This window comes from Desmospora activa DSM 45169 (assembly GCF_003046315.1).
Taxonomy (GTDB): domain Bacteria; phylum Bacillota; class Bacilli; order Thermoactinomycetales; family DSM-45169; genus Desmospora; species Desmospora activa.
In genome coordinates this window covers 465603-492212 of sequence record NZ_PZZP01000001.1, presented here as the reverse complement: position 1 = coordinate 492212, position 26610 = coordinate 465603, and the positions used below count along the sequence as shown (strand labels likewise).

At 47.7% G+C, this 26610-nt stretch carries 32 protein-coding genes; 6 read left to right on the top strand and 26 right to left on the bottom strand.

What is annotated here, in order from left to right; translation table 11 throughout:
- The first annotated feature begins 266 nt into the window (after positions 1-266).
- The 3 genes from C8J48_RS02430 (at position 267) to C8J48_RS02420 (ending at position 1220) form a co-directional block, all read left to right on the top strand.
- A complete protein-coding gene (locus tag C8J48_RS02430) occupies positions 267-485 on the top strand; it encodes a hypothetical protein (protein ID WP_107724785.1) in 219 nt (72 codons plus the stop codon).
- A 42-nt stretch (positions 486-527) separates the two neighbouring features.
- Positions 528-746 (top strand): hypothetical protein, encoded by a 219-nt coding sequence (locus C8J48_RS02425; RefSeq protein ID WP_107724784.1) that lies wholly within the window; start codon positions 528-530, stop codon positions 744-746.
- Between the two features lie 126 nt (positions 747-872).
- A complete protein-coding gene (locus C8J48_RS02420; protein WP_107724783.1) occupies positions 873-1220 on the top strand; it encodes a hypothetical protein in 348 nt (115 codons plus the stop codon).
- A 23-nt stretch (positions 1221-1243) separates the two neighbouring features.
- On the opposite strand, the gene C8J48_RS02415 is transcribed toward C8J48_RS02420, so the two are convergent.
- The 16 genes from C8J48_RS02415 to iolG all read right to left on the bottom strand — a co-directional run bounded on the left by C8J48_RS02415 (position 1244) and on the right by iolG (position 18599).
- Positions 1244-2566, bottom strand: coding sequence for a phenylacetate--CoA ligase family protein (locus C8J48_RS02415; RefSeq protein ID WP_245891046.1), 1323 nt, complete (start codon positions 2564-2566; stop codon positions 1244-1246).
- 212 nt (positions 2567-2778) lie between these two features.
- A complete protein-coding gene (locus tag C8J48_RS02410) occupies positions 2779-4236 on the bottom strand; it encodes a CoA-acylating methylmalonate-semialdehyde dehydrogenase (RefSeq protein ID WP_107724781.1) in 1458 nt (485 codons plus the stop codon).
- A gap of 37 nt (positions 4237-4273) precedes the next feature.
- On the bottom strand, positions 4274-5227 hold the full coding sequence (iolC, locus tag C8J48_RS02405) for a 5-dehydro-2-deoxygluconokinase (protein WP_107724780.1): 954 nt from the start codon (positions 5225-5227) through the stop codon (positions 4274-4276).
- Positions 5224-5613: a Cgl0159 family (beta/alpha)8-fold protein gene (locus C8J48_RS02400; protein WP_146160436.1), complete on the bottom strand. Its 390-nt coding sequence runs from the start codon at positions 5611-5613 to the stop codon at positions 5224-5226. Before C8J48_RS02400 ends, iolC begins: the two co-directional genes overlap by 4 nt.
- Complete coding sequence (locus C8J48_RS02395; RefSeq protein WP_107724778.1) at positions 5546-5791, bottom strand: Cgl0159 family (beta/alpha)8-fold protein; 246 nt, start codon at positions 5789-5791, stop codon at positions 5546-5548. The genes C8J48_RS02400 and C8J48_RS02395 overlap by 68 nt, the downstream gene beginning before the upstream one ends.
- A 22-nt stretch (positions 5792-5813) precedes the next feature.
- Positions 5814-6632, bottom strand: a complete 819-nt coding sequence (gene iolB / locus C8J48_RS02390; protein WP_107724777.1) for a 5-deoxy-glucuronate isomerase — start codon at positions 6630-6632, stop codon at positions 5814-5816.
- A 17-nt stretch (positions 6633-6649) separates the two neighbouring features.
- Positions 6650-7591, bottom strand: a complete 942-nt coding sequence (iolE, locus tag C8J48_RS02385) for a myo-inosose-2 dehydratase (RefSeq protein ID WP_107724776.1) — start codon at positions 7589-7591, stop codon at positions 6650-6652.
- Positions 7592-7678: 87 nt separating this feature from the next.
- A complete protein-coding gene (gene iolD / locus C8J48_RS02380; protein WP_107724775.1) occupies positions 7679-9613 on the bottom strand; it encodes a 3D-(3,5/4)-trihydroxycyclohexane-1,2-dione acylhydrolase (decyclizing) in 1935 nt (644 codons plus the stop codon).
- A gap of 58 nt (positions 9614-9671) precedes the next feature.
- Positions 9672-10508: a sugar phosphate isomerase/epimerase family protein gene (locus C8J48_RS02375; protein ID WP_107724774.1), complete on the bottom strand. Its 837-nt coding sequence runs from the start codon at positions 10506-10508 to the stop codon at positions 9672-9674.
- A gap of 15 nt (positions 10509-10523) precedes the next feature.
- Positions 10524-11519 (bottom strand): ABC transporter permease, encoded by a 996-nt coding sequence (locus C8J48_RS02370; protein ID WP_107724773.1) that lies wholly within the window; start codon positions 11517-11519, stop codon positions 10524-10526.
- Positions 11520-11542: 23 nt separating this feature from the next.
- Positions 11543-13036, bottom strand: a complete 1494-nt coding sequence (locus C8J48_RS02365) for a sugar ABC transporter ATP-binding protein (RefSeq protein ID WP_245891045.1) — start codon at positions 13034-13036, stop codon at positions 11543-11545.
- Between the two features lie 57 nt (positions 13037-13093).
- Positions 13094-14074, bottom strand: a complete 981-nt coding sequence (locus C8J48_RS02360; RefSeq protein WP_107724772.1) for a sugar ABC transporter substrate-binding protein — start codon at positions 14072-14074, stop codon at positions 13094-13096.
- Positions 14075-14145: 71 nt separating this feature from the next.
- Entirely contained in the window at positions 14146-15315 is a 1170-nt protein-coding gene (locus tag C8J48_RS02355) for a Gfo/Idh/MocA family protein (RefSeq protein ID WP_107724771.1), read from the bottom strand.
- Between the two features lie 51 nt (positions 15316-15366).
- Positions 15367-16362: a Gfo/Idh/MocA family protein gene (locus C8J48_RS02350; protein WP_107724770.1), complete on the bottom strand. Its 996-nt coding sequence runs from the start codon at positions 16360-16362 to the stop codon at positions 15367-15369.
- A gap of 20 nt (positions 16363-16382) precedes the next feature.
- Entirely contained in the window at positions 16383-17405 is a 1023-nt protein-coding gene (locus tag C8J48_RS02345) for a LacI family DNA-binding transcriptional regulator (RefSeq protein ID WP_107724769.1), read from the bottom strand.
- A 168-nt stretch (positions 17406-17573) separates the two neighbouring features.
- Complete coding sequence (gene iolG, locus C8J48_RS02340; RefSeq protein ID WP_107724768.1) at positions 17574-18599, bottom strand: inositol 2-dehydrogenase; 1026 nt, start codon at positions 18597-18599, stop codon at positions 17574-17576.
- Positions 18600-18880: 281 nt separating this feature from the next.
- Here iolG and C8J48_RS02335 point away from each other — a divergent pair, with 281 nt between their 5' ends.
- From C8J48_RS02335 to C8J48_RS02325, 3 genes are read left to right on the top strand one after another with little or no spacing between them, the layout of a single operon-like run.
- Positions 18881-19210 (top strand): hypothetical protein, encoded by a 330-nt coding sequence (locus tag C8J48_RS02335; RefSeq protein ID WP_107724767.1) that lies wholly within the window; start codon positions 18881-18883, stop codon positions 19208-19210.
- A gap of 3 nt (positions 19211-19213) precedes the next feature.
- Positions 19214-19516 carry a hypothetical protein gene (locus C8J48_RS02330; RefSeq protein ID WP_107724766.1) on the top strand — a complete coding sequence of 101 codons (303 nt, stop codon included), beginning with the start codon at positions 19214-19216 and terminating at the stop codon, positions 19514-19516.
- Between the two features lie 19 nt (positions 19517-19535).
- Positions 19536-19787, top strand: coding sequence for a hypothetical protein (locus C8J48_RS02325; RefSeq protein WP_107724765.1), 252 nt, complete (start codon positions 19536-19538; stop codon positions 19785-19787).
- A gap of 272 nt (positions 19788-20059) precedes the next feature.
- Here C8J48_RS02325 and C8J48_RS02320 read toward each other — a convergent pair whose 3' ends face one another.
- From C8J48_RS02320 to C8J48_RS02285, 10 genes are all read right to left on the bottom strand, one after another.
- Entirely contained in the window at positions 20060-20320 is a 261-nt protein-coding gene (locus C8J48_RS02320) for a hypothetical protein (protein ID WP_107724764.1), read from the bottom strand.
- The gene (locus tag C8J48_RS18605; protein WP_170105086.1) at positions 20307-20459 is read right to left on the bottom strand and encodes a hypothetical protein; all 153 of its coding nucleotides are present in this window, start codon (positions 20457-20459) and stop codon (positions 20307-20309) included. Before C8J48_RS18605 ends, C8J48_RS02320 begins: the two co-directional genes overlap by 14 nt.
- On the bottom strand, positions 20440-20622 hold the full coding sequence (locus C8J48_RS02315) for a hypothetical protein (protein WP_107724763.1): 183 nt from the start codon (positions 20620-20622) through the stop codon (positions 20440-20442). Before C8J48_RS02315 ends, C8J48_RS18605 begins: the two co-directional genes overlap by 20 nt.
- Before the next feature lie 43 nt (positions 20623-20665).
- Positions 20666-21232, bottom strand: a complete 567-nt coding sequence (locus C8J48_RS02310; RefSeq protein WP_107724762.1) for an imm11 family protein — start codon at positions 21230-21232, stop codon at positions 20666-20668.
- A gap of 161 nt (positions 21233-21393) precedes the next feature.
- Complete coding sequence (locus C8J48_RS18600; protein ID WP_170105084.1) at positions 21394-21570, bottom strand: hypothetical protein; 177 nt, start codon at positions 21568-21570, stop codon at positions 21394-21396.
- A 61-nt stretch (positions 21571-21631) separates the two neighbouring features.
- Complete coding sequence (locus C8J48_RS02305; protein WP_107724761.1) at positions 21632-22021, bottom strand: Imm1 family immunity protein; 390 nt, start codon at positions 22019-22021, stop codon at positions 21632-21634.
- 20 nt (positions 22022-22041) lie between these two features.
- A complete protein-coding gene (locus tag C8J48_RS02300; protein ID WP_107724760.1) occupies positions 22042-23694 on the bottom strand; it encodes a deaminase in 1653 nt (550 codons plus the stop codon).
- A 553-nt stretch (positions 23695-24247) separates the two neighbouring features.
- The gene (locus C8J48_RS02295) at positions 24248-24715 is read right to left on the bottom strand and encodes a DM13 domain-containing protein (protein ID WP_107724759.1); all 468 of its coding nucleotides are present in this window, start codon (positions 24713-24715) and stop codon (positions 24248-24250) included.
- A 224-nt stretch (positions 24716-24939) separates the two neighbouring features.
- Positions 24940-26268 carry a 6-phospho-beta-glucosidase gene (locus tag C8J48_RS02290; protein ID WP_107724758.1) on the bottom strand — a complete coding sequence of 443 codons (1329 nt, stop codon included), beginning with the start codon at positions 26266-26268 and terminating at the stop codon, positions 24940-24942.
- Positions 26265-26594, bottom strand: coding sequence for a PTS lactose/cellobiose transporter subunit IIA (locus C8J48_RS02285; protein WP_107724757.1), 330 nt, complete (start codon positions 26592-26594; stop codon positions 26265-26267). The genes C8J48_RS02290 and C8J48_RS02285 overlap by 4 nt, the downstream gene beginning before the upstream one ends.
- Between the last annotated feature and the right edge of the window lie 16 nt (positions 26595-26610).

Sequence of the window (26610 nt, the reverse complement as noted above, 5' to 3'; positions counted from 1 at the left end):
CTAACTGTTATTTATAATCTCAGCGGGTTGATCAATATCGTCATTCAAATATCGATTCAATTTGCAGCAAACGCCACCCACATGGTAAACAGTAACGCAAACACAACGAATCAATAAGGGACCGCTTCTGCGAGTCCCTGCCTTTATACTAGTAATCAAGCAAAAAAGGGGCATAGACAGCGAACCAAAGTTACTCACAACTTCCCTCCAAATGCTATACATTATAGCAAAGCGAAAGCTTAGATTCATAAAAGGAGGTGAAGTTCATGGCCCAAAGGAAAATACAAGAACTGGCAAATCAGGTTCGCCAGTCTATTCAAGTTAACCCTGGAACCTTGATCCAAAACGTGTTAACCAATGTTGCTGGCTTGGTGACCGGTGTAGGAACCTTAGTTGCACAATTGTTCCAAGATCTAAACCCGCCGCCACCCTCCAATGGCCCCACACCTTCCTCTAATGATCAGCAATCCGGTCAGCAACGATAACGATTCCCTATCTAACTATATTTTTTAAAAGGAGTGTTACACATGAACTGCTGGTGCATCAAAAAGAAAAAAAGAAGAAAAAAAGCGCATGTCCGTTTGAAAAAAGAAAAATTCAAAGCAGCAGCCAACACGATTAACAAAGCAAAAGTCCGTAACACCGCCGGTTTGATCAACGTTATCGTCCAAGTACCGATCCAAATCGGTTCCGACAGCAACAACATGGTCGGCAGCGACGACAACGCCGTCAGCCAAGGTGTCTAACCTTCGCTTTCGCTTTCAAGCTCAAGCCAGTGTCCAACCTTCGGGTCGACACTGGCTCTTTTTTTGTATAAGAAATCCGATGAATTGGTATTCTACATAAAAACAATGGGATCGGAGGGAAGTTCGATGGATCACAGCCGTAACCGCTATTATGTTTCTATCCACTCCGGGGAGACCATGGGCGAGGTTTTGCAGCAACCGGATGATTCTTCTTTTCAATTTGAGATCGAAGCGACTCAGGAAGAATTGCAGCAATTAAACAATTTGATCGGCAATAACTCGGTAGAGGATATGGAGACGTTTTGGGACTCACATATCCCTTTCCTCGCTTATAACCAAAACCGTGAAAACGACGGTTATGACCGAACTTTGCAACAGGTATATCAGTTGGTGTATCAATTGGGAACACCACAGACAAGAAAGCAGTTGGAAGCAATGGGTATTTGGCCAGGTGGAAGTGCCTGTCGGGAATAATCATCCTGATTGTTTCTCTTTTTTTAGCGGATTGCACGACGGTCGATCACCCGGACCGCTTTTCCCTCTGCGCGGGGTAGGGAATGGGGCGGTTTTAATGCTACTTCTATAGTAATGCCGAGCCTCTCCTTTAACAGCGATTTCACCCGTTGATAAAGCTGGTGTACACCCTCCCGCTCGTAATCGAGAACTTTACCCTGTTGTTCCCACCAGCCAGTTGTCACCTCTACTTCTAAGGTGATTCGATTGATCGCCTCCTTTTGTGAAAGCACCACTTGATAATGGGGGGCTAATTGCTCCACGCGGATGATCACATTTTCCAACTCCGATGGAAACAGATTGACACCACGAACGATAAGCATATCGTCCACCCGCCCTTTGACACGGGACATGCGGGCATGGGAACGGCCACACCGACACCGTTCCTGGGTGAGGGACGCGATGTCCCCTGTACGATAGCGCAATATCGGAAATGCTTCTTTCGTCAGGGACGTAAAAACCAATTCTCCGGTTTCTCCATCCGGCAGGGGTTCTGCTGAATCGGGATCAATCACTTCCACCACAAAATGATCTTCCGCGATATGAAGTCCGTCTTTTGCTTCGCGACATTCAATCGACACTCCTGGTCCAATCACCTCCGACAGTCCATAGATATCCAAGGCATCCATTCCCCACATCTCTTCTAAGGCTGTCCGCATCGCTTCCGACCACGGCTCCGCGCCAAAAATTCCATACAAGAGCGAAGTTTGTCTCGGATCGATCCCCAATTCTTTCATCGTTTCCCCCAGGCTAAGCATAAAAGAAGGGGTAGCGGCAACCCCTTGCGGCTGAAAATCCTGAATCAACAGGACATGACGTTTGCGTTGACCGACAGAGGCAGGAATAACCGTCATGTCGAGGCGATGAGCGCCCTGATGTAATCCCAACCCACCGGTAAACAAACCGTATCCATATGCATTGTGCAACCGATCCCCCGGCTTTCCTCCAGCAGTAACAATCGCACGTGCACACACTTCCGCCCAGCGCTGTAGATCGTCTTTTGTGTACCCCACTACTGTTGGCTTTCCGCTCGTTCCAGAGGAAGCATGAATCCGGGCCACCTTATTCGGTTTAACGGCAAATAAGCCAAAGGGATACGCTTCCCTTAGATCCGTCTTATGTGTAAAGGGTAACCGGCGCACATCATCTACACACCGGATTTGATTCGGCTTCACCCCTGCTCGATCCAGCCGCTGTCGATAAAATGGAACAGAGGAATATACCCGCTCCAGGGTTGTTTGCAACCGCTCCACCTGTAGTTCTTCCAACCGACGACGCTCCAGAATTTCCAGCTCCGGTTGAAACAAATCGACCCCTCCCATTGGGTTTTCATCTACTTTTATTCCAGTGCAAATGGATTTTATGCTTTAGTGGGGATGAACATGATATCGTAGTTCTGATAAACCCATGCCAAGGAGGCCTTTTTTTCATGAAATTAACAATAAAAACCCCATGCCTTCAGGCTTGTGGAATCCACACAAAACCCCTGGAATTCTCCAGGGGTTTTGTGTGGTAACACTTAATAGCGAGCGGTGACCATCTTTTTGCGGGTGTAGAAATCGACTCCGTCGCGGCCATTGGCATGAAGGTCACCATAAAAGGAGTCTTTCCAGCCGGAGAAAGGGAAGAAGGCCATGGGGGCAGGAACGCCTAAGTTGACGCCCAACATGCCGGCATCGGCTTCCTCCCGAAACTGGCGCACCGCTTTGGCGCTATCGGTATAGATGCACATGCCATTGGCAAAGCGGGAACGGTTGGCGATGGCGATCGCTTCTGTCAGATCGGTAGCCCGTACCACCGACAACACCGGGGCGAAAATTTCCTCTTCCCAGATTTTCATGCCGGGCGTAACATCGTCAAAGATAGTGGGACCGATAAACCACCCTTCTTCAGGCAAATCGTCTTGGCGGCCGTCTCGTACCAGCCGGGCGCCTTCTTTTTTTCCGGTCTCAATATAACCGAGGGTACGGGCTTTGTGGGTATCACGGATGACCGGCCCGAGAAAAACGTCTTCTTCCAAGCCGTTACCGATTTTAATTCTATCTGCCGCTGTAACCAATCGCTCCACCAACGCATCGGCAATATCACCGACAGCTACCACTACCGAGCAAGCCATACACCGCTCTCCCGCCGACCCGAAGGCAGCGGCGGTAATGCCTTTGATAGCTGTATCCAGATCCGCATCAGGCATCACAATGGAGTGGTTTTTAGCTCCAGCTAAGGCTTGCACCCGTTTGCCCTGGGCAGCGGCATTTTTATAGACGTATTCTGCCACCGGTTGGGAACCGACAAAAGAAACCGCGCGAATCTGTGGATGCTCCAGGATGCCGTTAACCACATCATGGGCACCGTGAACCACATTGAACACACCGTCAGGCAAGCCCGCCTCGCTAAAAAGCTCCGCCAAGCGATTGGCGGAAAGGGGCGCCCGCTCCGACGGTTTCAGTACAAAGGTGTTTCCACAAGCGATTGCCAGCGGGAACATCCAACAAGGCACCATCATCGGAAAATTAAACGGGGTAATCCCGCCCACCACTCCAATCGGATAACGATACATCCCCGATTCAATCCCGTTGGCGATATCCGGCAGCTGTGTGCCCATCATCAGGGTGGGAGCACCGGCGGCAAACTCTACACATTCGATTCCCCGTTGTACCTCACCCAAAGCTTCCTTGATACTTTTGCCGTTTTCCAACGTGATCAGCCGTGCTAACTCTTCGCGATGTTCCAACAACAATTGCTGATAGCGAAACAGAATCCGGGCCCGTATCGGCACCGGTGTCTTGCTCCAGGTGCGAAAAGTGTCAGCGGCAACCGCCACCGCCTCAGCCACCTCTTCCTTGGAGGACAGGGGTACTGCGGCGAGGGACTTACCGCTAGCTGGATTAGGAACATCCATCCGTTGATTGGAGGCGGCGTCCACCCACTCTCCCCCTATGTAATTTTTTAAGGTTTTTACTTGAATCGGTGCCGTCATTTTCCTCACTCTCCCTTCAACACTTATAATCGCTGTTTTATACCTGTTGCGGAGTTTCGTCCATCCATTCTTTTACTTCCTCCAGCGTCGGCATCGCTTCGGAACAGCTGTGACGGCTAACCACAATCGCGCCGGCGGCGGCGGCAAACCTCACCCGCTTTTGTGCTGACCATCCCTGTAACAATCCATAGGTATAGGCCGCTCCAAATCCGTCCCCGGCACCGAGGGTATTTAGCACCTCAACCGCCACCGGCGGAACATAAAACTCCTCTTCGTTTCCATAATATAAGACGCCGTTTCCGCCCCGTTTGGCTACCACTTCCGTTACACCGAGGGAAAACAGTGTACGGGCCGCATCCGCCGGTTTATCGGACTGTCCGGCAAAAACTAATTCCGCTTCATTGGCCAACACCACATCGGCCAGCCGCAACGCCGCTCGATAAATCACCCGCGCTTCTTCGTCATCCTGCCAAAACATCGGCCGCCAATCCAAATCGAGGATATTGACTCCACCGGAATCCCGATTCGCCTCCAATGCTGCCAATGTAGCTTCCCGACCCGGAGATTGGGATAAAACCGTACAGGAAACGGTAAGTGCCTTGGCTGTCCGCAACACCTCAAAATCGATATCTTCCAGGGAGACATGGGCATCGGCACAAGGCTTTCGGTAAAACAAGACATCGGAATCTGCCGGGGGAAAGAGGGCGGCAAACGCTAATCCGGTGGGATAGTTGGGATCAGTATTCACCATGCTTGTATCCACCCCCTCTTCCGCCAGCTTCTCGGAAAGAAAGGCGCCAAATTGATCATTCCCCACCCGGCTGATCAAGCCCGCTTTTGCGCCTAGACGGGCAAGCCCCACCGCGGTATTCCCCGCTGAGCCTCCCAGATATTTATGAAAGGACTCCACTTTCCGCAACGGGGTATGAAGCTCGTGGGCATATAAGTCGACAATTACGCGCCCTAAACTGTACACTTCCGCTCCACTCATTGCACAACCTCCTTTGCCGCTACACCGTGAACCGCTTCCACCAAGCGGGCGGCCACGGCTTCCGGTTGTTCGCCGTCTTCCGGAAAAAGGACGCCTCGACCGATCATCAATCCTCGTACATGGGACCCCGCATCCATACACCGCCGCACATCCTCCACCAAAGTACCGGTTTTGCCCGGTTTTGCGCCACCCAACAACACAATCGGACAAGTGGTGGCGGCGGCAAGCCGATCAAACTCCGCCGTCATCGGCAATTTAAGCCAACGGTTTTCCGTTGTATACCCTAAGCCGGTCGCCACTCCGATCAGGCGTACCATCTCATCGGGATTGCGTGGAAACGATCCGGTGTAACAGCTCCGCTCGATCTGCCATTGCCCATAAGTCACCACCGGCACTCGTTTCCCGGCGAGCAGGGTGATCCGCCGCTAAAATCACCAGCTTCTCCCGCTGCCATCCCTTGCGACGGCGGCGATGAACGGCCAACTCCCGCGGTCGTCCTGGATGATGTAGTCGCTGTTCCAGAATGATCGATGTGCAATCTGCTGCTTGAAATAATCCGTCCATTGTGTTCGTTTCTCCTTTCACCCTATTTCACCGTCACTTTCCTTTCCATCACCCATGCGTGATCGGGATCATTATGAAACTTCCACGTGCGCACCGGTCCTGCCATCACATTTAAGTAGTAGAGTTCATACCCTGGTGGGGCTGAGACGGGATGATACCCTTTCGGAACCAAGACTGCCTCTCCGTTTTTCACAATTAATGTTTCATCAAGGGAACGATCATCGGTATACACCCGTTGCACGGCAAAACCGTGGCCGGGGTTGATTTTATGGTAATAGGTCTCTTCCAGATACGATTCATCCGGCAGTTGATCGCGGTCATGCTTGTGTGGAGGATAGCTGGACCAGTTCCCTTCAGGGGTAAACACTTCCACCACCAACAAGCTATCCGCCGGTTTTTGTTCCGGTAGGATATTGTGAATCTGCCGCTCAATGTTCCCTGCCCCCCTTGTTTCAACACCCACCTCTTCCGGCGGGATGAGACGAGCAGCGGTTGTCCCTCTTCCCGGCGCCAGACAGACAGCTACTTCCACATCGGTCACCGCTTCTATACGATAACAATCATCCGAGGGAATATAGACGGAATAAGGAGGAATCTTTTCAAATACATCCATACGTTGACCGATGTTTTGCCACTGCTCATTTGTGCTGGAAACATGGGCTTTGCCGCTTAACAACACCAAGCAAACTTCCTGATCGTCGGTGTGTTGTTGCCAGGTTTGCCCTTGTTGTAACGTATACACTTCAAATCCGACATACTGCCACCCGGCGGATTCCGGCGTGATCCGCAAGACATTTCCCGATTGATCCGGTTTGCCACTAGCTACGATCAGGTCGCTCATTATGATAAACCCCTTTCTTATCTGAGATTGCCTTTGATCGAGAGAATCGTCTCATCAATATACGCTTTCGCCATTTGTGCATATTGATAGGGATGGGCTTTAGCCGGGTCCTGTTCCGCCTCCACAATCGTCCAACCGTGATAGTCTTGATCTACTAGCTCTTGAAAGATGGGAGCAAAGTCGATACAGCCTTCCGGATCACCGGGAACGGTAAACAGCCCTTTTAACACTGCCGTCCGGAAATCGATATTTTTTCTTCTCACAGTCTCCAAAATTCCCCTACGCACATCTTTTAAATGAACATAGCAGATGCGATCCCGATAGTTGCGCAACAACGCCAGTGGATCGTATCCTCCATATAAGGCATGACCCGTATCGTACAACAGATGCACCAAATCAGGATCCGTCGACGCCATTAAACGATCAATCTCAGCCGCTGTCTCTACGACGGTGCCGGCGTGAAAATGATAGACCAGCTGTAACCCGTTTTCCTCACAAATGGCTGCCGCTCGATGCAGCCCCTCTACCAGTGTCTCCCATTGGTGATCCGTTAATTTCTGCACCTCCTTATCCTCCGGGGAGCGACGCGGATCCCAATGCATCGACCCCCCCGTCTCACAGGTAATCACATACTCACAGCCCATCTCTTTTAAAAAGGAGACCCATTGCCGAAACGAGGTTAACTCTTCTTCCTGCCGATCGGCATCGGAAAACAACACACCCACAAATTTGCTGGCAAGCTGCACGCCGTGCTTCTCCAAGCGCCTCTTTAGCGAAGGGGGATCTTGCGAGAAAATCCGTCCCATTTCCGTGGAAATATATCCAAGGGACGCGATTTCGGACAAAACTTGATCCGCTGTATAGCGATCATCACCAAGACCGGGAATATCATCGTTTACCCAACTAATAGGAGCAATACCCAACCGAAACTGCTCCCGCTGAACTTGTTGTAACGCCATACTGATCACCTCTGCAAACGAGTCATTTGAGATACCTGATAAAAGCGGGGTACCGGAATTCCCCACTGCAGCACTTTACCAACAGCTCTAGTACTTTCTCGCTTTCTTTAAGTTGCTCTCATTGCGACGATAGGCGGCCTCTACTTCGGGATTGTTGGAAACTCCGGCAATCCCGACATGCCACCAGGATTCATAGCTATCGGTCATCGTCTTAGGCAAAACCTTGATATCGATTAAGATGGAGACGGTTTGCTGTTTAGCGTCTGCAATCGCCGCCTGCAATTCTTCTACCGTTTTGACGCGATAAGTTTTCACGCCGTAACCGGCAGCACTGAGGGCAAAATCGATCGGGATCAGATTGCCGTCCATGCGCCCGCTTTCCGGATTGCGATAACGGAATTCCGTACCAAAGCTGCCCATGCCGTTTCCCATCTGCAAATTGTTGATACAGCCAAAAGCGGCGTTATCAAACAACAACAGATTGATTTTTTTGCCTTCCTGCAGGCTAGTAATCAACTCCGAATGTAACATCAGGTAGCTTCCATCCCCCACCATGGCATAAACTTCTCGATCTGGCTCTGCTATTTTAACCCCAAGGGCACCGGCGATCTCATATCCCATACAGGAGTAACCGTATTCCATATGGTAGGTGTGGGGCTGGCGCGATTCCCACATCCGTTGCAAATCTCCCGGAAGACTGCCTGCTGCTCCTACCACGACAGCATCATCATCGATCGCTTCGTTGATGCAGCCGATCACTTCCGTCTGGGTCAAACGCGACTGAAAGGTATCCACAAACTCCGGCAGCACTTCATCCAGCTGCCCGGCGACTTCAGGGGTAAAGTTTTGCGCTTGGTATCGCACTTGACGTAGCCGCTGAAGTTCCGTTTGCCACGCCTCCTTCGCCCGTTCAATCTCATCAGTGTAACCAGAACGATATGCGATTTTCTCTAGCTCTTGCTGTAACGCTTCCAGAGCCAATCTGGCATCGGCCACAACCTTAACCGCATCCAGCTTACTGGCGTGATAATCGGAGATATTGATCGTCAAAAAATCGAGATCAGGATGTTGAAACAGCTGTTTTGAAGCGGTGGTAAAGTCGGTATAGCGGGTGCCGACACCAATCACCACATCCGCTTCTTTCGCGATCCGGTTAGCCGCCAGGTTTCCGGTTACACCAATGCCGCCGAGATTGTATCGATGGCTGCTCGCAATCGCACTTTTACCGGCCTGGGTTTCTGCAAAGGGGATGTGGAAAGTTTCAGCGAAACGCTTTAACGCGTTGGCCGCTTCCGCATAACGAGCCCCACCGCCGCAGATGATCAGTGGCTTTTTCTTCTGTTTGAGCAGCTCCACCGCATCGTTTAAATCAGCAACTGTCGGAACACGCCGTTCAATCCGATGCACCCGTCTTTTGAAAAAATAGCAGGGAAAATCGTACACCTCTACCTGCACATCCTGAGGCAGTGCAATCGTGACCGCTCCTGTATCGGCGGGGTTGGTGAGGACGCGCATCGCTTGAATCATCGCCGTCATCAGTTGTTCCGGGCGATTGATCCGATCCCAATACTTGCTGACCGCGCGAAAGGCGTCATTGGTGGTAATGCTTAAGTTATGGGTGTGCTCCACCTGCTGTAGAACCGGGTCCGGTTGCCGGGTGGCAAACGTATCGCCGGGAAGCAATAAAACCGGAATGTTGTTGGCCGTAGCCGTCGCCGCCGCTGTTACCATATTGGCCGCCCCTGGACCGACCGAGGAGGTGCAAGCCATCACTTGTCTGCGGTGCTTTTGCTTGGCGAAAGCGATAGCGGCATGGGCCATTCCCTGCTCATTGCGCCCTTGGTAGACTTTTAGTTCACCTGCCTCTTCTTCCAAAGCTTGACCTAGCCCTAATACATTGCCATGGCCAAAAATGGTGAAGATGCCTTTGATCAATCGCTCTTGTTTCCCATCCAATTCGATAAACTGCTGCTTTAAAAAGCGAACCAGTGCCTGTGCCGTTGTCAACCGAATCGTTTCCATGTTGCTCATTCCCACCTTTTTATCGGGGTTAAGCGCTTAACTTCATCGCAAAAATCAATCACACCCGCTGAAATACCCTGCCTACCACCTCTTCCGTTGTCACTTTTGCTGTTTGAATCGCCGCTTCAATCTCCCACTCCCAATACTCCGGTCGAAACACCTCAATCGACGCCATCTCCCGATAACCGATCTCCTTCAATGTCTGTAGGATCGATTCCAGTGAAATCACCCCTTCTCCCGGCCACAACCGATGATGATCCCGTAATGAACCGACGGGCAGATCTTCACAGTCATCGATATGAAACACCATAATTTTATTCGGGTCCGCCTGCGCCAAGTCTTGAAGATTGGAGTTCATGGCGTAAAAGTGAAAACAATCCAGCACAAGGCCCACATCGTCTCGATTTACCTCGGTCACAATTTCATACGCCTGTGCAAAGGTATTGATGGAACAGTTGGGATAGCCGCAAAACTCCAACGCCAATTTAGCCCCATAGGGTTGTGCCCGCTCCGCCAGCCGATGCAGTACCCCGACTGTCTCCTCTTTGATCGCGCGATAAGAATAATCACCAATATCAAAAGTAGGAACGACCACAATCGTTTGACAATCGATAATTTCACCGCATTCACACAGGAACTTTAAATCTTCTTCAATTTGGCGAAAACCGGCTGGATCACGAAAATTGATAAACTCCAACGCATTAAAGGCAAAGGGTTTAATCCGATGGGTTTGAAAAAAGGTGCGAAGATCATCGATTGTATTTTTGGTCAAATACCGTTTCAATTGATCCAATCGAATTTCAATCCGATCGTATCCGTATTTGTCGCACAGCTCCAGATCCTTCTCCAGCGTGGAATATTTCATCGTAGTCGCTTGGTTAAAGGCGATCTTCATCTTCTCCCCTCCTTTTTACGATTTTTTGTTTTTACGGGAATCGATCAACACGGCGGCCACAATAATTCCTCCTTTTAAGATTTGCTGCCAGTAGGAGGATACGTTCATTAGATCCAACCCATTATTCAACACGCCGATAATTAACGCCCCCACCATGGTGCCGGGAATGGTGCCGATGCCGCCGGTTAAGCTGGTGCCGCCAATCACAGCGGCGGCGATGGCATCTAATTCATACATCACCCCCATACTGGGCTGACCCACACTGATGCGGGCTGTCAGCATCAGCGCGGCAATCGCGGTCAAAAAACCGGCATAGGTATATACATAGATGAGGTGTCGGTCCACATTGATCCCGGAAATGCGAGCGGCCTGTTCATTGCCACCGATGGCGTAAGTGTATTTGCCGAATTTGGTACTGCTCAGCAACAAATGCGAAAATATCCCTACAGCCACAAACACAATGATCGGAAACGGAATCCCCAGAATATCGCCAGCTCCAATAAAGAGAAACGAATCCGACAAGTCGCCGATTGGTTTTCCATCGCTGTAGAGTAAGGCCAACCCTCTCGCTGCCGTCATCATGCCGAGGGTGGCGATAAAAGGAGGAATCATCCCTTTAGCAGTAATGGTGCCGTTAACCCAACCGGCACAGGCGCCAACGGCCAGCCCGATTACCAGTGGGACAAACAACGGATAATCACCAGGGTGGGCAAAGCTGGCAGCCACCACCGAGACGAGAGCGATCACAGAACCGGAGGACAGGTCGATTCCCTTGGTAATGATAACCATGGTGACACCCATAGCCACAATTCCGATAAACGAGACTTGGCGCACAATATTGATAAGGTTATAAACATTGAGAAAGGCGGGTGTCAGAAAAGACATCAGAATCACCATGGCGATAAAAATGAGAAAGATACCATAGCGGCTAAAGATTTGCGACGCCTTCTCCTTCCACCTCGAATCATTCTGAAGAAGGGTAGAATGATTGGTAGACTCTTGGGTTTTCATGCTCAATCCTCCTTATAGGGGAATCAGGCATACGCCACTTCCAAGATTTTTTCTTGTGTCGCTTCTTCCCGGCTTAACTCACCCTTTTGCTCTCCTTCGTGCATGACGATAATGCGATCGCTCATGCCTAAAATCTCCGGCATCTCAGAAGAGATCATAATGATCGCTTTTCCTGCTTGGGCCAACTTGGACATCAGCTTGTGTATTTCCGCTTTTGCCCCTACATCGACTCCGCGGGTCGGTTCATCCAGGATGAGTAGATCCGGTTCATTGAGTAACCATCGGGCCAATAAGACTTTCTGTTGGTTTCCGCCACTTAAATGCATCATCAATTGATTCAGATGAGGGGTACGTATATTTAATTGTTTCACTTGTTCCTCACATTTCTTTTTGACGAAGCGATTGTTTACATAGCCCACATTTAAAAACTGATCCATACCGGAAATAATCATATTATCCTTAACGGACAGGGGCAGGAAAGCACCGGTCAACTTGCGGTCTTCCGTCAGCAGCCCGATCTTATGTTGAATCGCATCGGCGGGGGAGTGGATGTTGACTTTTTTCCCTTGGAGCTCGATTTCACCTGAAGTGGGGGGATCGATGCCAAAAATACTCTCCATCACTTCCGTTCGCCCCGCTCCCATCAAGCCGGCCACTCCCAAAATTTCTCCTTTTCGCACTTCAAAGCTGACATCGTGAAATTTCCCCTGCCGCGACAGGTTGCGGACGGCTAATACCACCTCTTTTATCTCCGCTTGCTCTTTATGGAAAACTTGCTTAATCTCCCTTCCCACCATCATCTGAATCAACTGATTGGCGTCTATTTGATGAACCGATTCGGTTCCGATATATCGACCATCTCGCAACACCGTAATCTCATCGCAAATCTTAAAAATCTCGTCCATCTTGTGGGAGATGTATATGATGGAAACCCCTTTTTGCTTGAGAGAGCGGATCATATCAAAAAGGTGCTTCACCTCTTTCTCCGTGATGGCGGAAGTGGGCTCGTCCATGATGATTAGATCCGCCTGACAGGATACCGCCCTTGCAATCTCCACCATTTGCATATTGGCAATACTTAATTTTTTCATCTTGACGGTTGGATCGATGTTCATGTTTAAGCTTTTAAACAACTTAGCCGTATCTTTGATAATTTTCTTTTGATTGACCCATCCGCTTTTTCCATAGACGGGCTCCCGGCCTAAAAAGATATTTTCAGCAACGGTCATCTCCAGCACCGGGCTCAATTCCTGGTGAATCATCGATATGCCGTGGGCGAGCGCATCTTTGGGGTTGGATATGTTTAGTTCTTTCCCCTGGAAAACAATCGTTCCGCTAAAGGAGGAATAGATGCCAAAAAGGATCTTCATCAAAGTCGATTTCCCCGCTCCATTTTCCCCTATCAATCCGTGAACCGTTCCTTTTTGAACCGTGAGCTGTATATTGTCCAACGCTTTTACACCGGGAAATTCCTTTGTGATATTTTTCATTTCCAAAATCGGTTCCGCCTCCACCATCATCACCTCCACGAAATGATAGAGTAAACGCTTCAGACAAAACATGACCCTGATCGGTTATTGGTTATATTCCTCCCACTTCTGCACATACTCTTCCACGTTTTCTTTGGTGATCAGCTCATAGGGAACCCATACCATTTTGTCCTCCAGTTTTTCACCCTGTGCCAGTTTAACCGCTGTCTCAATCGCTCCCTCTCCTTGTCCCACCGGATCTTGGAATACGGAAACTTCTAGTTCTCCGGATTGAATATATTCAAGCGCATCCGGGGTGCCGTCAATGCCGGCTACAATGGTATCATCCAGCTTTCCAGCAGCTTTGAGCGCACTGATCGCCCCGATGGCCATCTCATCGTTATTGGCGACAACGGCGTCGATTTTGGTCCCCGATTGAATCCAATTTTCCATCAAGCGGATTCCTTCCGCTCGTTGATATTTGGCCGTTCCTTCGCGTACTACTTTCATCTCCGGATTCTTTTTAACGACCTCTTGATTTCCTTCCGTTCTTTTTATTTGTGACTCATGCCCCAACTCACCAGTCATAATAGCGACATTTCCCTTACCCTCCAGCAATTTCTCTACTTCTTCCATTTGCTTGATTCCGCCCTCAATCGATTCCGATCCGACATAGGCATCCAATTTAGCCAAAACATCCTCATCCGGCATACGATTGACAACAACAACCGGGATATTGGCTTGTTTAGCCGCGTTGACCATCGGTTCCACCGCGCTTGTATCCACCGGGGTGATCACGATGGCGTCCACACCTTGAACGATAAACTTTTCTACTTGTTCCAACTGCTTGCTGGAGTCGTTTTTGGCGTCCACCATGGATACTTCAACATCGTCATGCTCTTTATCATATTGATTGATCGCATCGTATAGATAGGAGAGCCACTTATCGTCAAAGACGGGCATCGCCGCTCCGATCACGATTCCATCGCCGTTGCTTCCTGCACCGATTTGGCCGCATCCCGACAACAAACCTACCGACACCAATACTAAAACGATAGACCAATGAAACGCTTTTTTTGTTCTCATCTTTTATCCCTCCAGATTGATTGAGGTTGAGCCGGTTATTCATGGGATGAACGTAAAACAGGGTTCATCTTTTACTGAAAGGAGGAAACGTGAACCCAACTTCGCGTTTGCACCGATTCTTCCACCGCTGCCAACACTGCCTGATTTTTAACCCCGTCTTCAAAATTGGGCTGGGGATTGTATCCGGCGGCAATGCCGTCCATCATCTGCGACACGAGGTTGATAAAGGTATGTTCATAACCGATAATGTGACCCGCCGGCCAATAGACCCCCGCATAAGGATGTTCTTCTTCGGTGCAGTTAATGGTACGAAAACCTTGCAATCCCGGCTCATCCTCATGCAGATATACCTGTAGATTGTTTAAATTCTCCATGTCCCAACGGAGAGACCCTTTTTCACCGTTAATCTCAAACCGATTTCCTGCCCGATTCCCTCTGCTGAAGCGCGAGGATTCAAAGGTGCCCAACGCCCCATTATGAAAACGGGCCAAAAAGAGGGTTGCATCGTCCACCGTCACCTCTCCCCACTGATCACTGACGGCTCGCCCTTTTAAGTTATCGGTCATGGTGCCCAGAGGTCGTTTCTTGATAAAGGTTTCCATCATCCCTGTCACTTCTTGAAACTCACCGACCAAAAAGCGCGCCAGATCGATCAGATGAGCCCCCAAGTCGCCCAGTGTTCCTCCACCCGAAATCTTTTTTTGCAGGCGCCAGGTGAGTGGGAAATCGGGATCCATCAACCAATCTTGCAGAAAAGTGGCACGAATATGATAAATACGGCCCAATCGACCTTCATCGATTAACTTCTTCGCCCATTGCACCGCTGGAGAAAAACGATAATTGTAGCAGATCATGTGAGTGACACCGGCTTTGTTTACCGCCTCCAACATTTGTTCTGCTTGTGGCAGGGACAGAGCCAACGGCTTTTCGCAGAGTACATGTTTACCCGCTTCTGCCGCAGCGATAGCAATCTCGGCATGGGTATCGTTGGGAGTAACAATATCGATCAAATCGATATCATCCCGCTCAAGCAACCGATGCCAATCGGTTTCATAAGAGGCCCATCCCATTTTATCCGCCGCCGCTCTTACCTCTGCTTCATTCCGTCCCGCAATCCCCTGTAATTGTGGAATCATCTCCGTATCAAAATAAAAGGGGTAATCGCGATAAGCATGAGAATGGGCTCTCCCCATCAAACGATAACCAACCATCCCCACCCGGATCGGTTTCTTTGCTTTCATGTTTTCACCGACCTTCCCCAGGAAAATAAAGCGCTTTCAATTCATGAAGAATCAAACTTTTTGCCCCAAATCGATCGTATTTCCCGTTTTGGCGCTTTCCATAATCGCCTCCAACAATTGAATCGAGCGAAAACCGTCCTCCGCCGTCACTGGTGGTTTGGATCCATTGACAATGGCATCGATAAAGAGGCGATCTTCCTCTACATATCCCCACTTATCCTCAATCGATCGCTGATAAAAATCATGGATTTGTGCCGCTTGATTTAGACCGAGGGAAACCATTACCTTTTCCAATTCCTGTGTCGAAACGGTGCTATATTTTCCGTAAACCTCTAAGCTTTCAAAGGGAAAACTCCACCCGGCATGGGCATAGGTGACAAAGGTGGCAACCATCCCAGATGCAAATGTCAACAAAATCGCAAAGGTATCCAACTCCGATTCCGAAATGTTTTGTCTGGCCTCACAACGAACAGTTTCAACGTCACCAAATAGATAGCGGCTTAGATCGATGAGGTGAAAAGGAGTCTCATAAAGGAAGCCGCCTGTAACCTGGGGATTGGCAGTCCAAGCGGGATGTAACAACTCACCCCGGTTCATCTTGATATTGGCCAAGAAGGGCGTCAGTTCTCCGGCATCGATCAATTCCTTGATACGTTTATAAACGGAAGCATAGCGGCGGTTCATCCCCAAGTTGTATATCGCCTTTGAAGTGGCAGCCACCGCTTTGATTTGTTCCGCTTCCGCCAATGAAGTAGCCATCGGTTTCTCTGAAAACACATGGATATCGTTTTGTAGACACATTAACACCGGTTCCACGTGCAAGGTATTGGGTGTGGTCACATAGACCGCATCAACACCAAGATCAAATAAAGCCTCGATGTTTCCCACCGCTGTGGCGTCTCCCACCTCCTGAGCCAAAGCAGCAGCTCTCTCTTCCACAATATCGGCAATGCCAATGATCTTCACTCGTTCATCTTGTTTGAGGATGGAGGTGTGCACCTTGGCAATCCCGCCCGCTCCCAAGATTCCGATTTTGACTTCTGCCATTTTTCTCCCTTCTTTCTTGATCAAGATGGATTCTTAACCGCATCGCCCGGACAAAAAGTAGTGGTCGATTGGCGAATGATCAATTGTGGCATCATCATGATGCGCTGTTTTGCTTTCCCTTTTCCTTCGATCTCTTCCATGAGCAGATCGACCACTTGTGCGCACATTTCTTGGATCGGCTGTTCCACCGTGGTCAAAGGAGGGTCACTACTCATAGACAACAGCGTATTATCAAAGCCAACGATGGAAAGATCACCGGGAATTTGAAACCCTTGCTCGCGCGCGGCCAAAATGACGCCAATCGCCAACAGATCGTTACAGGCGAAGATCGCGGTAGGCGGATTGGAGCGATCCAGCAATTCTGCCGCCGCCCGTTTGCCGTCTTCTGAACTGGAACCGGCAATGACGATCCATTCGTTCTGAATTTTGACTCCTTTGTCCTGCATCGCCTGCTTATAACCGCGAATCCGTTCCTGACTACTGCTCGCTTCTTCAGCGATGACTGCAATTTGGCGATGGCCCAAGGAGAGCAGATGAGAGGCAACCTCATACCCACCACTAAAATCGTCCACTTTCACACTGTTGATCGATAGAGATGGATACGACTCCGCCAGTAGCACAACCGGGATATGCCCCTTCAGCAATTCCATAATCAAATCTACATTTTTAAAACCGCCGGCTAAAATAAAGCCATCCACACTCTTTTGTCGCAATAGCGAAATATAACGGGCTTCTTTCGTCCGATCAAAATCGGTACTACAGATCACCACATTAAAGCCGCGTTCATGGGCACGGTCTTCCACCCGTCGTGCCATTTCCGCAACAAAAGGATTGGCCAGATCCGGCAACAAAAATCCAATCGTCGCCGTCCCCTTGCCCGTTAAGGCGGATGCCAGGATGCTGGGCCGGTAATTTAGCTCCTGCATAACGGCTAACACTTTTGCTTTTGTTTTTTGTCCGACTGGAAGATGATTGATCACCTTAGAAACGGTAGCGATAGAGACGCCCGCTTTTTCTGCTACGTCATAGATCGTCGGTTTCATCGATTCAACGCCTTCTTTCTACTATGTATCCTATAGCGACTCACAATCGCTCTTTACAGCCGCTTCCACTCATATGAATGAATCATCTGAATGTTAGGCGCTTTTCCCAAACATAGCAATAATCCTCCAATCAATCAACGGAATCATGCTCGGCAAAATGTAAAGCGCTTACTTTTTGACGGTAGAAACAGCTCCCAATTGCACCGTTGTTCCCGTCTGATACGATTGAGTAGCGGCTACGGCTATTTCCAACGCTTTTTTGCCGTCGATCGCATCAACCTGCGGCTTTTGCTTATTTTTTAGGGATTGAATAAAGGAGACCATCTCCAACAAATACGCATCCAAAAACTGTGATGGAAAATCAGGCAGGATATCATGGGTACACCCCTTTTTTGTTAACACTTTGATGTCGTGGTGTTGGAGCGAACCGATTTGAATCGCACCCTCTGTACCGATAATCTCTGCGCGGATATCGTATCCATAGGTTGCATTGCGGCTGGCTTCAATATCAGCAGCAGCACCGGAGTCAAATGTTAGATACGTCAGTGCCTGATCCACATCGTTAAATTGGGCCACAACTTCGTTTTTGACCACACTTCCCAGGGCTGTCACCGCTGTCACTTCCGCGCCTAAAAAGAAACGGGCCGTATCGTAGTCATGAATGGAAAAATCCAAATAGAGTCCACCGCTATTTTTAATGAAATCAGGGGGCGGTGTATTTCCATCACGGGTAATCCCTTTATAATAAAGGGGCTCTCCAATGTCTCCAGCCTCAATTCTCCTTTTGGCTTCCACATAAGAAGGGTCAAACCTTCTCATAAAACCAACCTGACAAAAAACCTGATGGTGTTGAATCGCGGCAAGCACCTCATCGGCGTCCTTTACCGTCTGGGTTATCGGTTTCTCCGTAAAAATATGTTTGCCACTGGCAGCCGCTTGTTTGATCAACTCGGCGTGTGTCGTCGTCGGCGTAACGATAGCCACCGCATCAATCTCGGGATCAGCAAACACTTCATCCGGACTTTGGTACCATTTTGCTACGTCTAACTCTCGTGCAACCTGCTCCGCTCTTCCCGGAAACGAATCCACCACCGCCACCAACTCCGCCTCTCTTACCCGTTGAGACAAGTTTTCCGCATGCCAATATCCCAACCGGCCCAAACCAAGAACAGCACAACGGATTTTTTTCGGCATCGAGAACAACCTTTCATGTTTACTTTTGCTGTAGTAAGCGCTTTCTCTTTTGGGGTGATAAAGCAATTCTTATGGAGGATGATCTCTTGCCTCGATGCTTATGATATGGAAAGAAGAAAAAGTTAAGCGCTTTACTTTCTGTATTATAAGACATCTACACACTTATGGCAATAGTGGAGTGAATTCAGTAAAATGAATTGGAATTACTTAGAGGGTGCGATTCTACTTTCATATTTTCATGATGAAATACTTGGCTTTCCATACTGGGATTTGATTGATCAATGTTGGATTTATTTTCATCAGATGTGAATGAAGTCCATATGGACCCGCAGTCTGAGCGCTGTTTTCCTGATATGCCCGTATTACTGAGAATGACGCAAGTACGATCAAATTATCTTTTATTCCAGCTGGAGTCCAAGAAATGGCTGTTGCCGATGGATGAATTTAAAACGGCTATTTACCGAGGGTCGACATCTTTTTTCACTAACCTGATCCATTGCTTTGGAACCCAACATACGCAATTTCCGCAGTGGGATGCTGAGCTGAAAAGGGTAAAGCAACAAACGAAGATTTATGGGATTCCATACTCTACCTTTGAACAAGGAGAATGATCTATGGCCCTTGATATCCTTTTGTATCAACAAGGGAATTTGACCCACTGCGACTACATCTCTCAATCATTGCATGATGCGCTCTTTCGACACAATAATTATTGGCGAAGTTATATGACTCTTAGAAAGTTACAGGATTACTATCTAACCGATTTGAGACTAAACCACCAGCAGATCAATCAATTGGCGTCTGAGCTGGAACAGATGAAAATCTTTGTAGATAAACATGCCTCTAAACAAATCGATCGGATGAAAAATGTGTTAAATGAAAAAACGTATGATGAGGCGTGGATTATTGGAGATTGATAAAAAGGAGAAAAGCAACATGGATTCTGCCTTAAAAGTAAAAGGTGAGAACGATAGTTTTCTCTATTGGCTTCATGAATGGGATGAGTTCCATATCGATAAAAAATACCTGAATAGCCTCATTATCATCATCAATCAGAGTGCCGGAAAGCCGTTTACGTATGAACAGTTAATGAACCACATCGATAATCTTCAATATGTTGTCCATCAGTATCTTGACGGAATGAGTCGGACAGAGACGTTAAAACTATTGACTACTCTGGCAATCTAATATAGACTTTATAAGAGTATATTCTTTTACTATCCCAAAGCAAATAAACCGTTATGTGTAACGGTCTTTAAGGAGGAGGTGTTATTTGAATGAGGTTTGAGTATAGAAAAAACCAACATAATATTGAATTGGTTATTGAGATCTCAATCTTTAACCATTTTTTCTTCTAAGTTAGCAAATTATACACATATATTTTAAGTGGGTTCGCGTCCCACTATCTCCTTTTCAATTCTATTGACTTTACAATACAAAGTCAATACCATATAGAGAATTCATTTCTCCTTCTCCGCCATGTTCAGCAGCAACGAAGCCATTAACGGAGGCAACGACACACCTTCTGGCAAGTTCTGACGAATAAATTGGGTCCTTCTGCTAATTGCGCGCTTGTACCGCTCGTAATCCTTTTTGCAGCGCGTCTGTAGGTATTTCTCTCGTGCCTGCTCGACTTGTTTACGTAACTCCCCGCCCCTGGCTCCTAATTCTCGGAGTTCTTTCGCTTCCTCGGCGGAAAGTTCTTCGTTATTTTCGTTCATCTGCGCCGTCCCCTATATGAATAATAGTCTCCGCTACCTGATCCTCGCTTGACCATTTCGACCACATTTCCCCTACGTCAATGCTGACGCGATACTGCTCTTCTGCCAAAACGTTAACTTCAATCTTCTCTTTCGCCATCTCTACCTTCCTCCTTCTCAAAAAAGTTGTCCGGATCTTTTCGGTATTTCCAGTCAACGATCGCATCACGTGTTCCTTCGTAAATTAAAAAAGAAAAATGACGACAGCCGGTAACAAAATAAGCGTCCATACCCAATCTCTCGTAGTAAAACACCCCTTTCACATAAAAAGACACCCCTTACGGGTGTCAGTAACATATAGAGATATCATGATTCGGATTTTTCAGAGTCCCATACTTCCACAAAATCGTATCCTTCCAACGAGCTTGATGTTACCCTTTCTTTAAACTCATCTGATACAAAGACTCTAGAAAAAACTCTATCGTCCAGATAGACTTTAAAAATATGTTGACCAATCAACTTTTCCGGGAGAAAGGAGTACTTTTTAAAACTAACCCGAAGACCAGAAGACAATTCTTTTACAACAGCATTATCATAATTGATAGCATCTATTGCATTTAACACATGAATTGCAAAATACTTATGCTGGGGATGACTCAAAGGTAATACTTCGACTTGACCTTCAATTAAATCATGGATAATATTCAATGCCTTTTCGGAGACAACAGGAACATGAATATCCCCCCAGAACTTCGGAAAGTCATTTTTTACTCCCTCCTCTATAGTGAATACTTTTACCTCTCCCCATTCGTTTAATATTGGCCTAATTCCACGTAGCGGACTAATATAGGTATCGGAATCGGCATCAAAATTAACAAGCTGGAGATCTTCAAAATCCTGGTTCAAATCACTTTTGAGCTGCCATACTTTCAAAACAAATCCCCCTTTAAATCCAGTTAGTTTAATTGCAAGGTTCCATTTAACAGCTCTTTTCTAATTTGATTTAGTTCTGCAACTATATCCTCACGTGTACCACCAGCATCTTTTACCTCTTGCAATCGTTCAACCACATTTTCGCGACCATAAAATGTCACTCAGATTCTGTACTTGCGCCCCGTCGCGTTAATGAACAGCACACCTAACGCAAACCCCAGCGGCAAACATATAACCGCTCCAATCACCACGCCGATTAGTGCGGGATCGCCTCGGGTTAAAGTTAATAGGATTATTAATGGTAACAATAGAAACAGCACCCATGCCCAGTCTTTCATGGTTATCACTCCTTTCGCGTATGAAAAAAGCACCCGGTTGGGCGCTTTTGTGCATTGTTGTTTATAGACATTCCCAATTAAGATTGGGATTCCGTTTTCCATTCGTTTCATAAAAGTATTTTACCGCTTGCAACACGTCATCAATACATACACATAAATTCGCTGGTATTTCGTCAGGTGTTTGGACTGTGATTGTAAAATACTCCTCATTTGATTCTTCTGGGTTAGTTAAACTACAATTATCTTCTCCTAACACATAGCTAACGGTATACCTTCGTTTTCCCTTAATCAAATTACCTCCACCGCAAGTAATAAGCTCTCCTTCTTCCATCTCAAGAGCCATTGCATTATACTTCTTTCCGTCCATAAGCCGGATAAACTGTTCAATTTTTTCCCATGTTGGATTTTCTCCATTAAATTCACCCTCTGCAAATAGAAACATCCAAGACATTTATCAACACCTCGATTCAACTATTTCTTCTTACTGGGTTTAGTCCATTTTCCAGAAAAGGGATTATATACTGCGTCAGTATCTGGATTTCTAACATATTGAACATGATGCATTTTACCATCTTGTAAGTAATGTAAATCTAAATGATCTACTTTTGCAGATCTCATAAGAGTGGCAATCCCTGGTTTACACATTACACATGGTATTTTATCAACATAAAGAACTGCATTACCACCTTTTGTACCAGTATTTTTCCTTACTTGATATGCCTTATTAAAAGCGACCCCTTCAGCATGCCCTGGAACTTCGGCCGATGTACCTAATTCCTTTCTCACCTTATCGTAGTGGGCTTTATCGGTATAATTACTAGTCTTCCCTTTAGTAACCCATTTCCCATTTTTACCCCAATACTCATGGCCATCTATTCTTAGTACTGATGTAGTATATGGGTCATCGTCTCCGATTCTTGCAGGTAAACCCATGTCTTTTCTAACATTATCAAATTGCGAAGGGGTTACGGGTGGTTTTTTTACACCTGCCACGACATTCGGATCGGCGTTTTTAGATGCTTGATTTGCAACCTGGTTTGACTTCGGTGTTATACCAAAAGTAGGTATCGAATTTTTCGCAGCGTTAAGTCCAACAACAGACCCAAAAGCAAATAGGCCCGCAGCGGCTGCATTCTTCCAGTTCAGCTTTTCCCCGCGAAGAAAGTTATCGGCTAAACTTTCAGAGGAACTTCCGATCGAGGCACCGACCCACTGAGCAGCCCTTTGGCCGATATATCGCAAGCCAGCACGAGCAACCCCACCGGCAACTCCTCCGCCAATTAAGCCCGTAAGCCCGCCAATAAACATGGCATCGGCAACTTCATCCGCTGAACCTCCCGAAAAAGCCGTAATAGCACCGCTTATTCCACCACCACTAAGTACTCCAATTCCTAACAATGTCGTAGGTGGGAAGAACAGCATTCCGACACCTGCCGCCATGGTTAGGGTGGCTCCTGGATTGTCCACTCCCCATTTAATTAAATCAAATCCGGTTAGTTCAGAAATGAGTGCAGTCGTAATTCCCGCACCACTCATATAATTCAACATCCGAATTGAATACCGGAGCCAATTTCCTTCGATAATATCTCCCCTAAATTCCCGATAAACGGCAGATTGGCTCAAAAACTCATCGGCGGCCAGTATCTTTTCGCGTCCACCCTCATGATCTAACCAATACTGATATCGATCCTTCGCGTTATCGATCGAATCGGAAGCATACTCTTGTAGCCCGTTCCATGCGTCAGCGATCGGTTCCGTTACTCCATCCCACGCATCAGAAGCGAATTCTTTTCCTTTTTGCAAAAGTCCTGACCAACCGCCTTTATCCTCATCAGGCGGTTCCTGTTCTGGTGAATCAGAAGGGCCACCACTGCCGGATGCTTCACTTACTTGGGTTCCCTCTCCTCCTCTGCTCCCACCGCGATTACACGATGGCTCCTCATTTAGGCAGGCGATATGGTTTTCAATAACCGCTACCATTGGCTTTTTTATTGCTTCGCTATAGAGGGCACTGAGCAAAGCGCTTGCCAATATCGCTCCAGCACTCATGACAATTACATATTCAATGGTAGAACTGCCCTTACGACTGAAAAGAGTATTGCAAAACCGCTTAAAAACATTCAAAGGTCACCATTCCCCCTTTATGCAGGAATTAACATAATTTTATCTAAAGTGGAGGAAGGTTAGGAATAGTTCGTAGGTAGTATTCGTTGTTATTTTCGGTATCCGAAAATAATACTTCAGATACCTGTTATAAATCAATGTTGAATATCTCCTGAAATATAGGGTTTATGGCCCATCTTCCTAATATCCCATCTTCCGCCTTGAAAGCAGGAGTTAAAAAATCAAAAAGACCGGTTTCCCGGTCATCGTGAATAATGCTATTCAACATACAACACTGAGAGCTTTACCTGTGATTATTGAGGAAAGTTCCCCTAATAATATTAGGTGGCATGTACATGACAAATACTCATTATAGTACTATTCCACTCATTCTTATATTTTTTTTACCATCATTTGGTTCATCAAACCCTAAAATTGTATCTTTTTCAATTTCCATCTTCGCGTACCTTTTTCCTTTTAACCATGCGAGCTGTCCGTGGCCTTCTATCGTGATACAAACCAAACCGGTTATCTTCTTTTAAGAAAGCTTACTTCATTCGGACACCTCACCAACTCATTCGTTGTAACGCAACATTGCTGCCAAAAAGTTTTCCTCAGACTCCTCATTCCAGATGGCGACGGCGGGAAACTGACTGAGATCTACATCGGTTGGGATGTTAAAATCCTGATTCCCTTCCCCCTGGCTCCCTTGTTTAATCGATCCCAGATCAACCCGGGTCGCATGTTTGACCGACTCATTGTCGGAAACATCGCGCTGATTGACTAGCACCATTCGGAGGTCGGATTCCTCCACCGCTTTGAAATTCGTTAAACGTAAGAGACGGCTTCCATCCTGGCGCTCATAGATACTGACTTGCCCTTCGCCAGACCGGGCCACGCCTTGAAGATCCCCCTGGGCCAGCAAGCGCCAACCCTCCTCGTCTTCATCGGCATTGACAGCCGCATTCTGTTGAATGAAAACCGCAACTGCCAGCGCTGCTACAACAATGATTGCAATCATCTTCCACCATTTCTTATTCAACCGTTTCTCCTCCTCCAATGATTTTATTAATTTGACACCATGCGTGCTTCTTCCTCTTTCCACATCAAACAACCCGACGTTGTCGTCGGGTCAAGTGGATGAAAATGATGCGGGAGAGAAGCTCTCTGCCCAAAAATTCGTATACATCATTGTCGCCTATCCAGATAAACATCGAGGCAGCCACACGAAGGGCATTCCCTAAGTCCAGTACGGGAATACGGTATTTACGCTTCCACTTTCTCAAAAAACTGCGGCAGATGTTCACGATGGGCTTCCAGCATTTCATCCAGCAATTGTTTGGCGACTCGATCCGATGGCACCAGTGGATTAATCGTCATCGCCACTAAAGCGGTTTGATAATCGCCGGTAACCGCCGCTTCAGCCGCAACCCGTTCAAAGGATTTGATCTGTTGGACCAATCCGTTGACTGCAACCGGAAGCTCCCCAACGGTAATCGGCTTGGGGCCATCTTTGGTAATGACACAGTTCACTTCTACCGCCGAATCTTCAGGAATACCTTTGATGGCGCCGTTGTTGCGGGTGTTGACAGGTTGGATATCCCCTCTGTCATTGTAGATGGAATCGATCAAGCTACAGGCGGCATCGCTGTAATAGGCACCGCCCCGTTTTTCCAGTTGCGGCGGTTTTACATTGAGATCGGGGTCCTTATACAGTTCAAACAGATCCGACTCTAACTGTTGCACCACTTGCGCTCGTGTCCCCGCCGTTTTAGCCGCTTCCTTCTCTTCTTGCAACATGCGCTCCGTCTGATAATAGTAGCGATGATAGGGACAGGGAAGGATGTTTAGCCCTTTGATAAAATCGGGTTCCCATCCGAGATCGACGATATTTCTCATCGAGACGCCGGATTGTTCCCCGCTTAAATAATCATCAACCAGCTTTTCCGTGATATTGTCGCCATCGAGATAAACATTGAGCCCAAACACCATATGGTTGAGTCCGGCAAAATCGATGTGAATACGATCGGCCTCTACTCCGAGCATTTTGGCGATTCCCATTCGCATGCCGATGGGAACATTGCATAAACCAACCACTTTATTTAAGCGGCTGTAGCGGAGAATCGCTTCCGTCACCATACCGGCGGGGTTGGTAAAATTGATCAACCAGGCGTCTGGACACAACTCTGCCATATCCTTGGCGATATTGAGAATCACGGGAATGGTACGTAGCCCTTTGAGCAGTCCACCCGGTCCGTTGGTTTCCTGACCGATCACATCGTACTTCAAGGGAATCCCTTCATCTTTGGCCCGGGCGTCCAGCAAACCGACGCGAAATTGAGTGGTGACAAAATCGGCATCCTGTAAAGCCGCGCGTCGATCGATGCTTAAATGGATGTCCAGAGGAATGCCCGCTTTTTCCACCATGCGTTTGGCCAAAGCACCGACGATGTTTAACTTTTCTTCTCCAGCAGGGATATCGACCAGCCATAACTCCCGCACCGGCAATTGGGCGTGACGTTTAATCAACCCTTCCACTAGCTCAGGGGTGTAGCTGGAGCCTCCGCCAATCGTCACCATTTTGATCCCGTTCATGCTTTGATCCCTCCATCTACCATGATTCGTTCATATAGATCCACCATCTCCGAAGCCAAATCCTTAACCGTAAGCGCATTCATCAGATGATCTTGGGCGTGAACCATCAACAAGGTGACCGTTGTCTGTTCCCCACCTGCTTCTTGTTGAATCAGATTGGCATGTAGTTGATGGGCTTTGTGCAGTTCCTCCCCCGCTTGCCTCAACTTCTCGCGGGCAGCACTCATATGGCCCGTCTTTGCTTCCGCGATCGCCTCCATGGCAAAACTTTTGCCGTTGCCCCCATGGAGGATCAACTGAAACATAATCCCTTCCATCGCATCCATTGAGCACTCTCCTTCA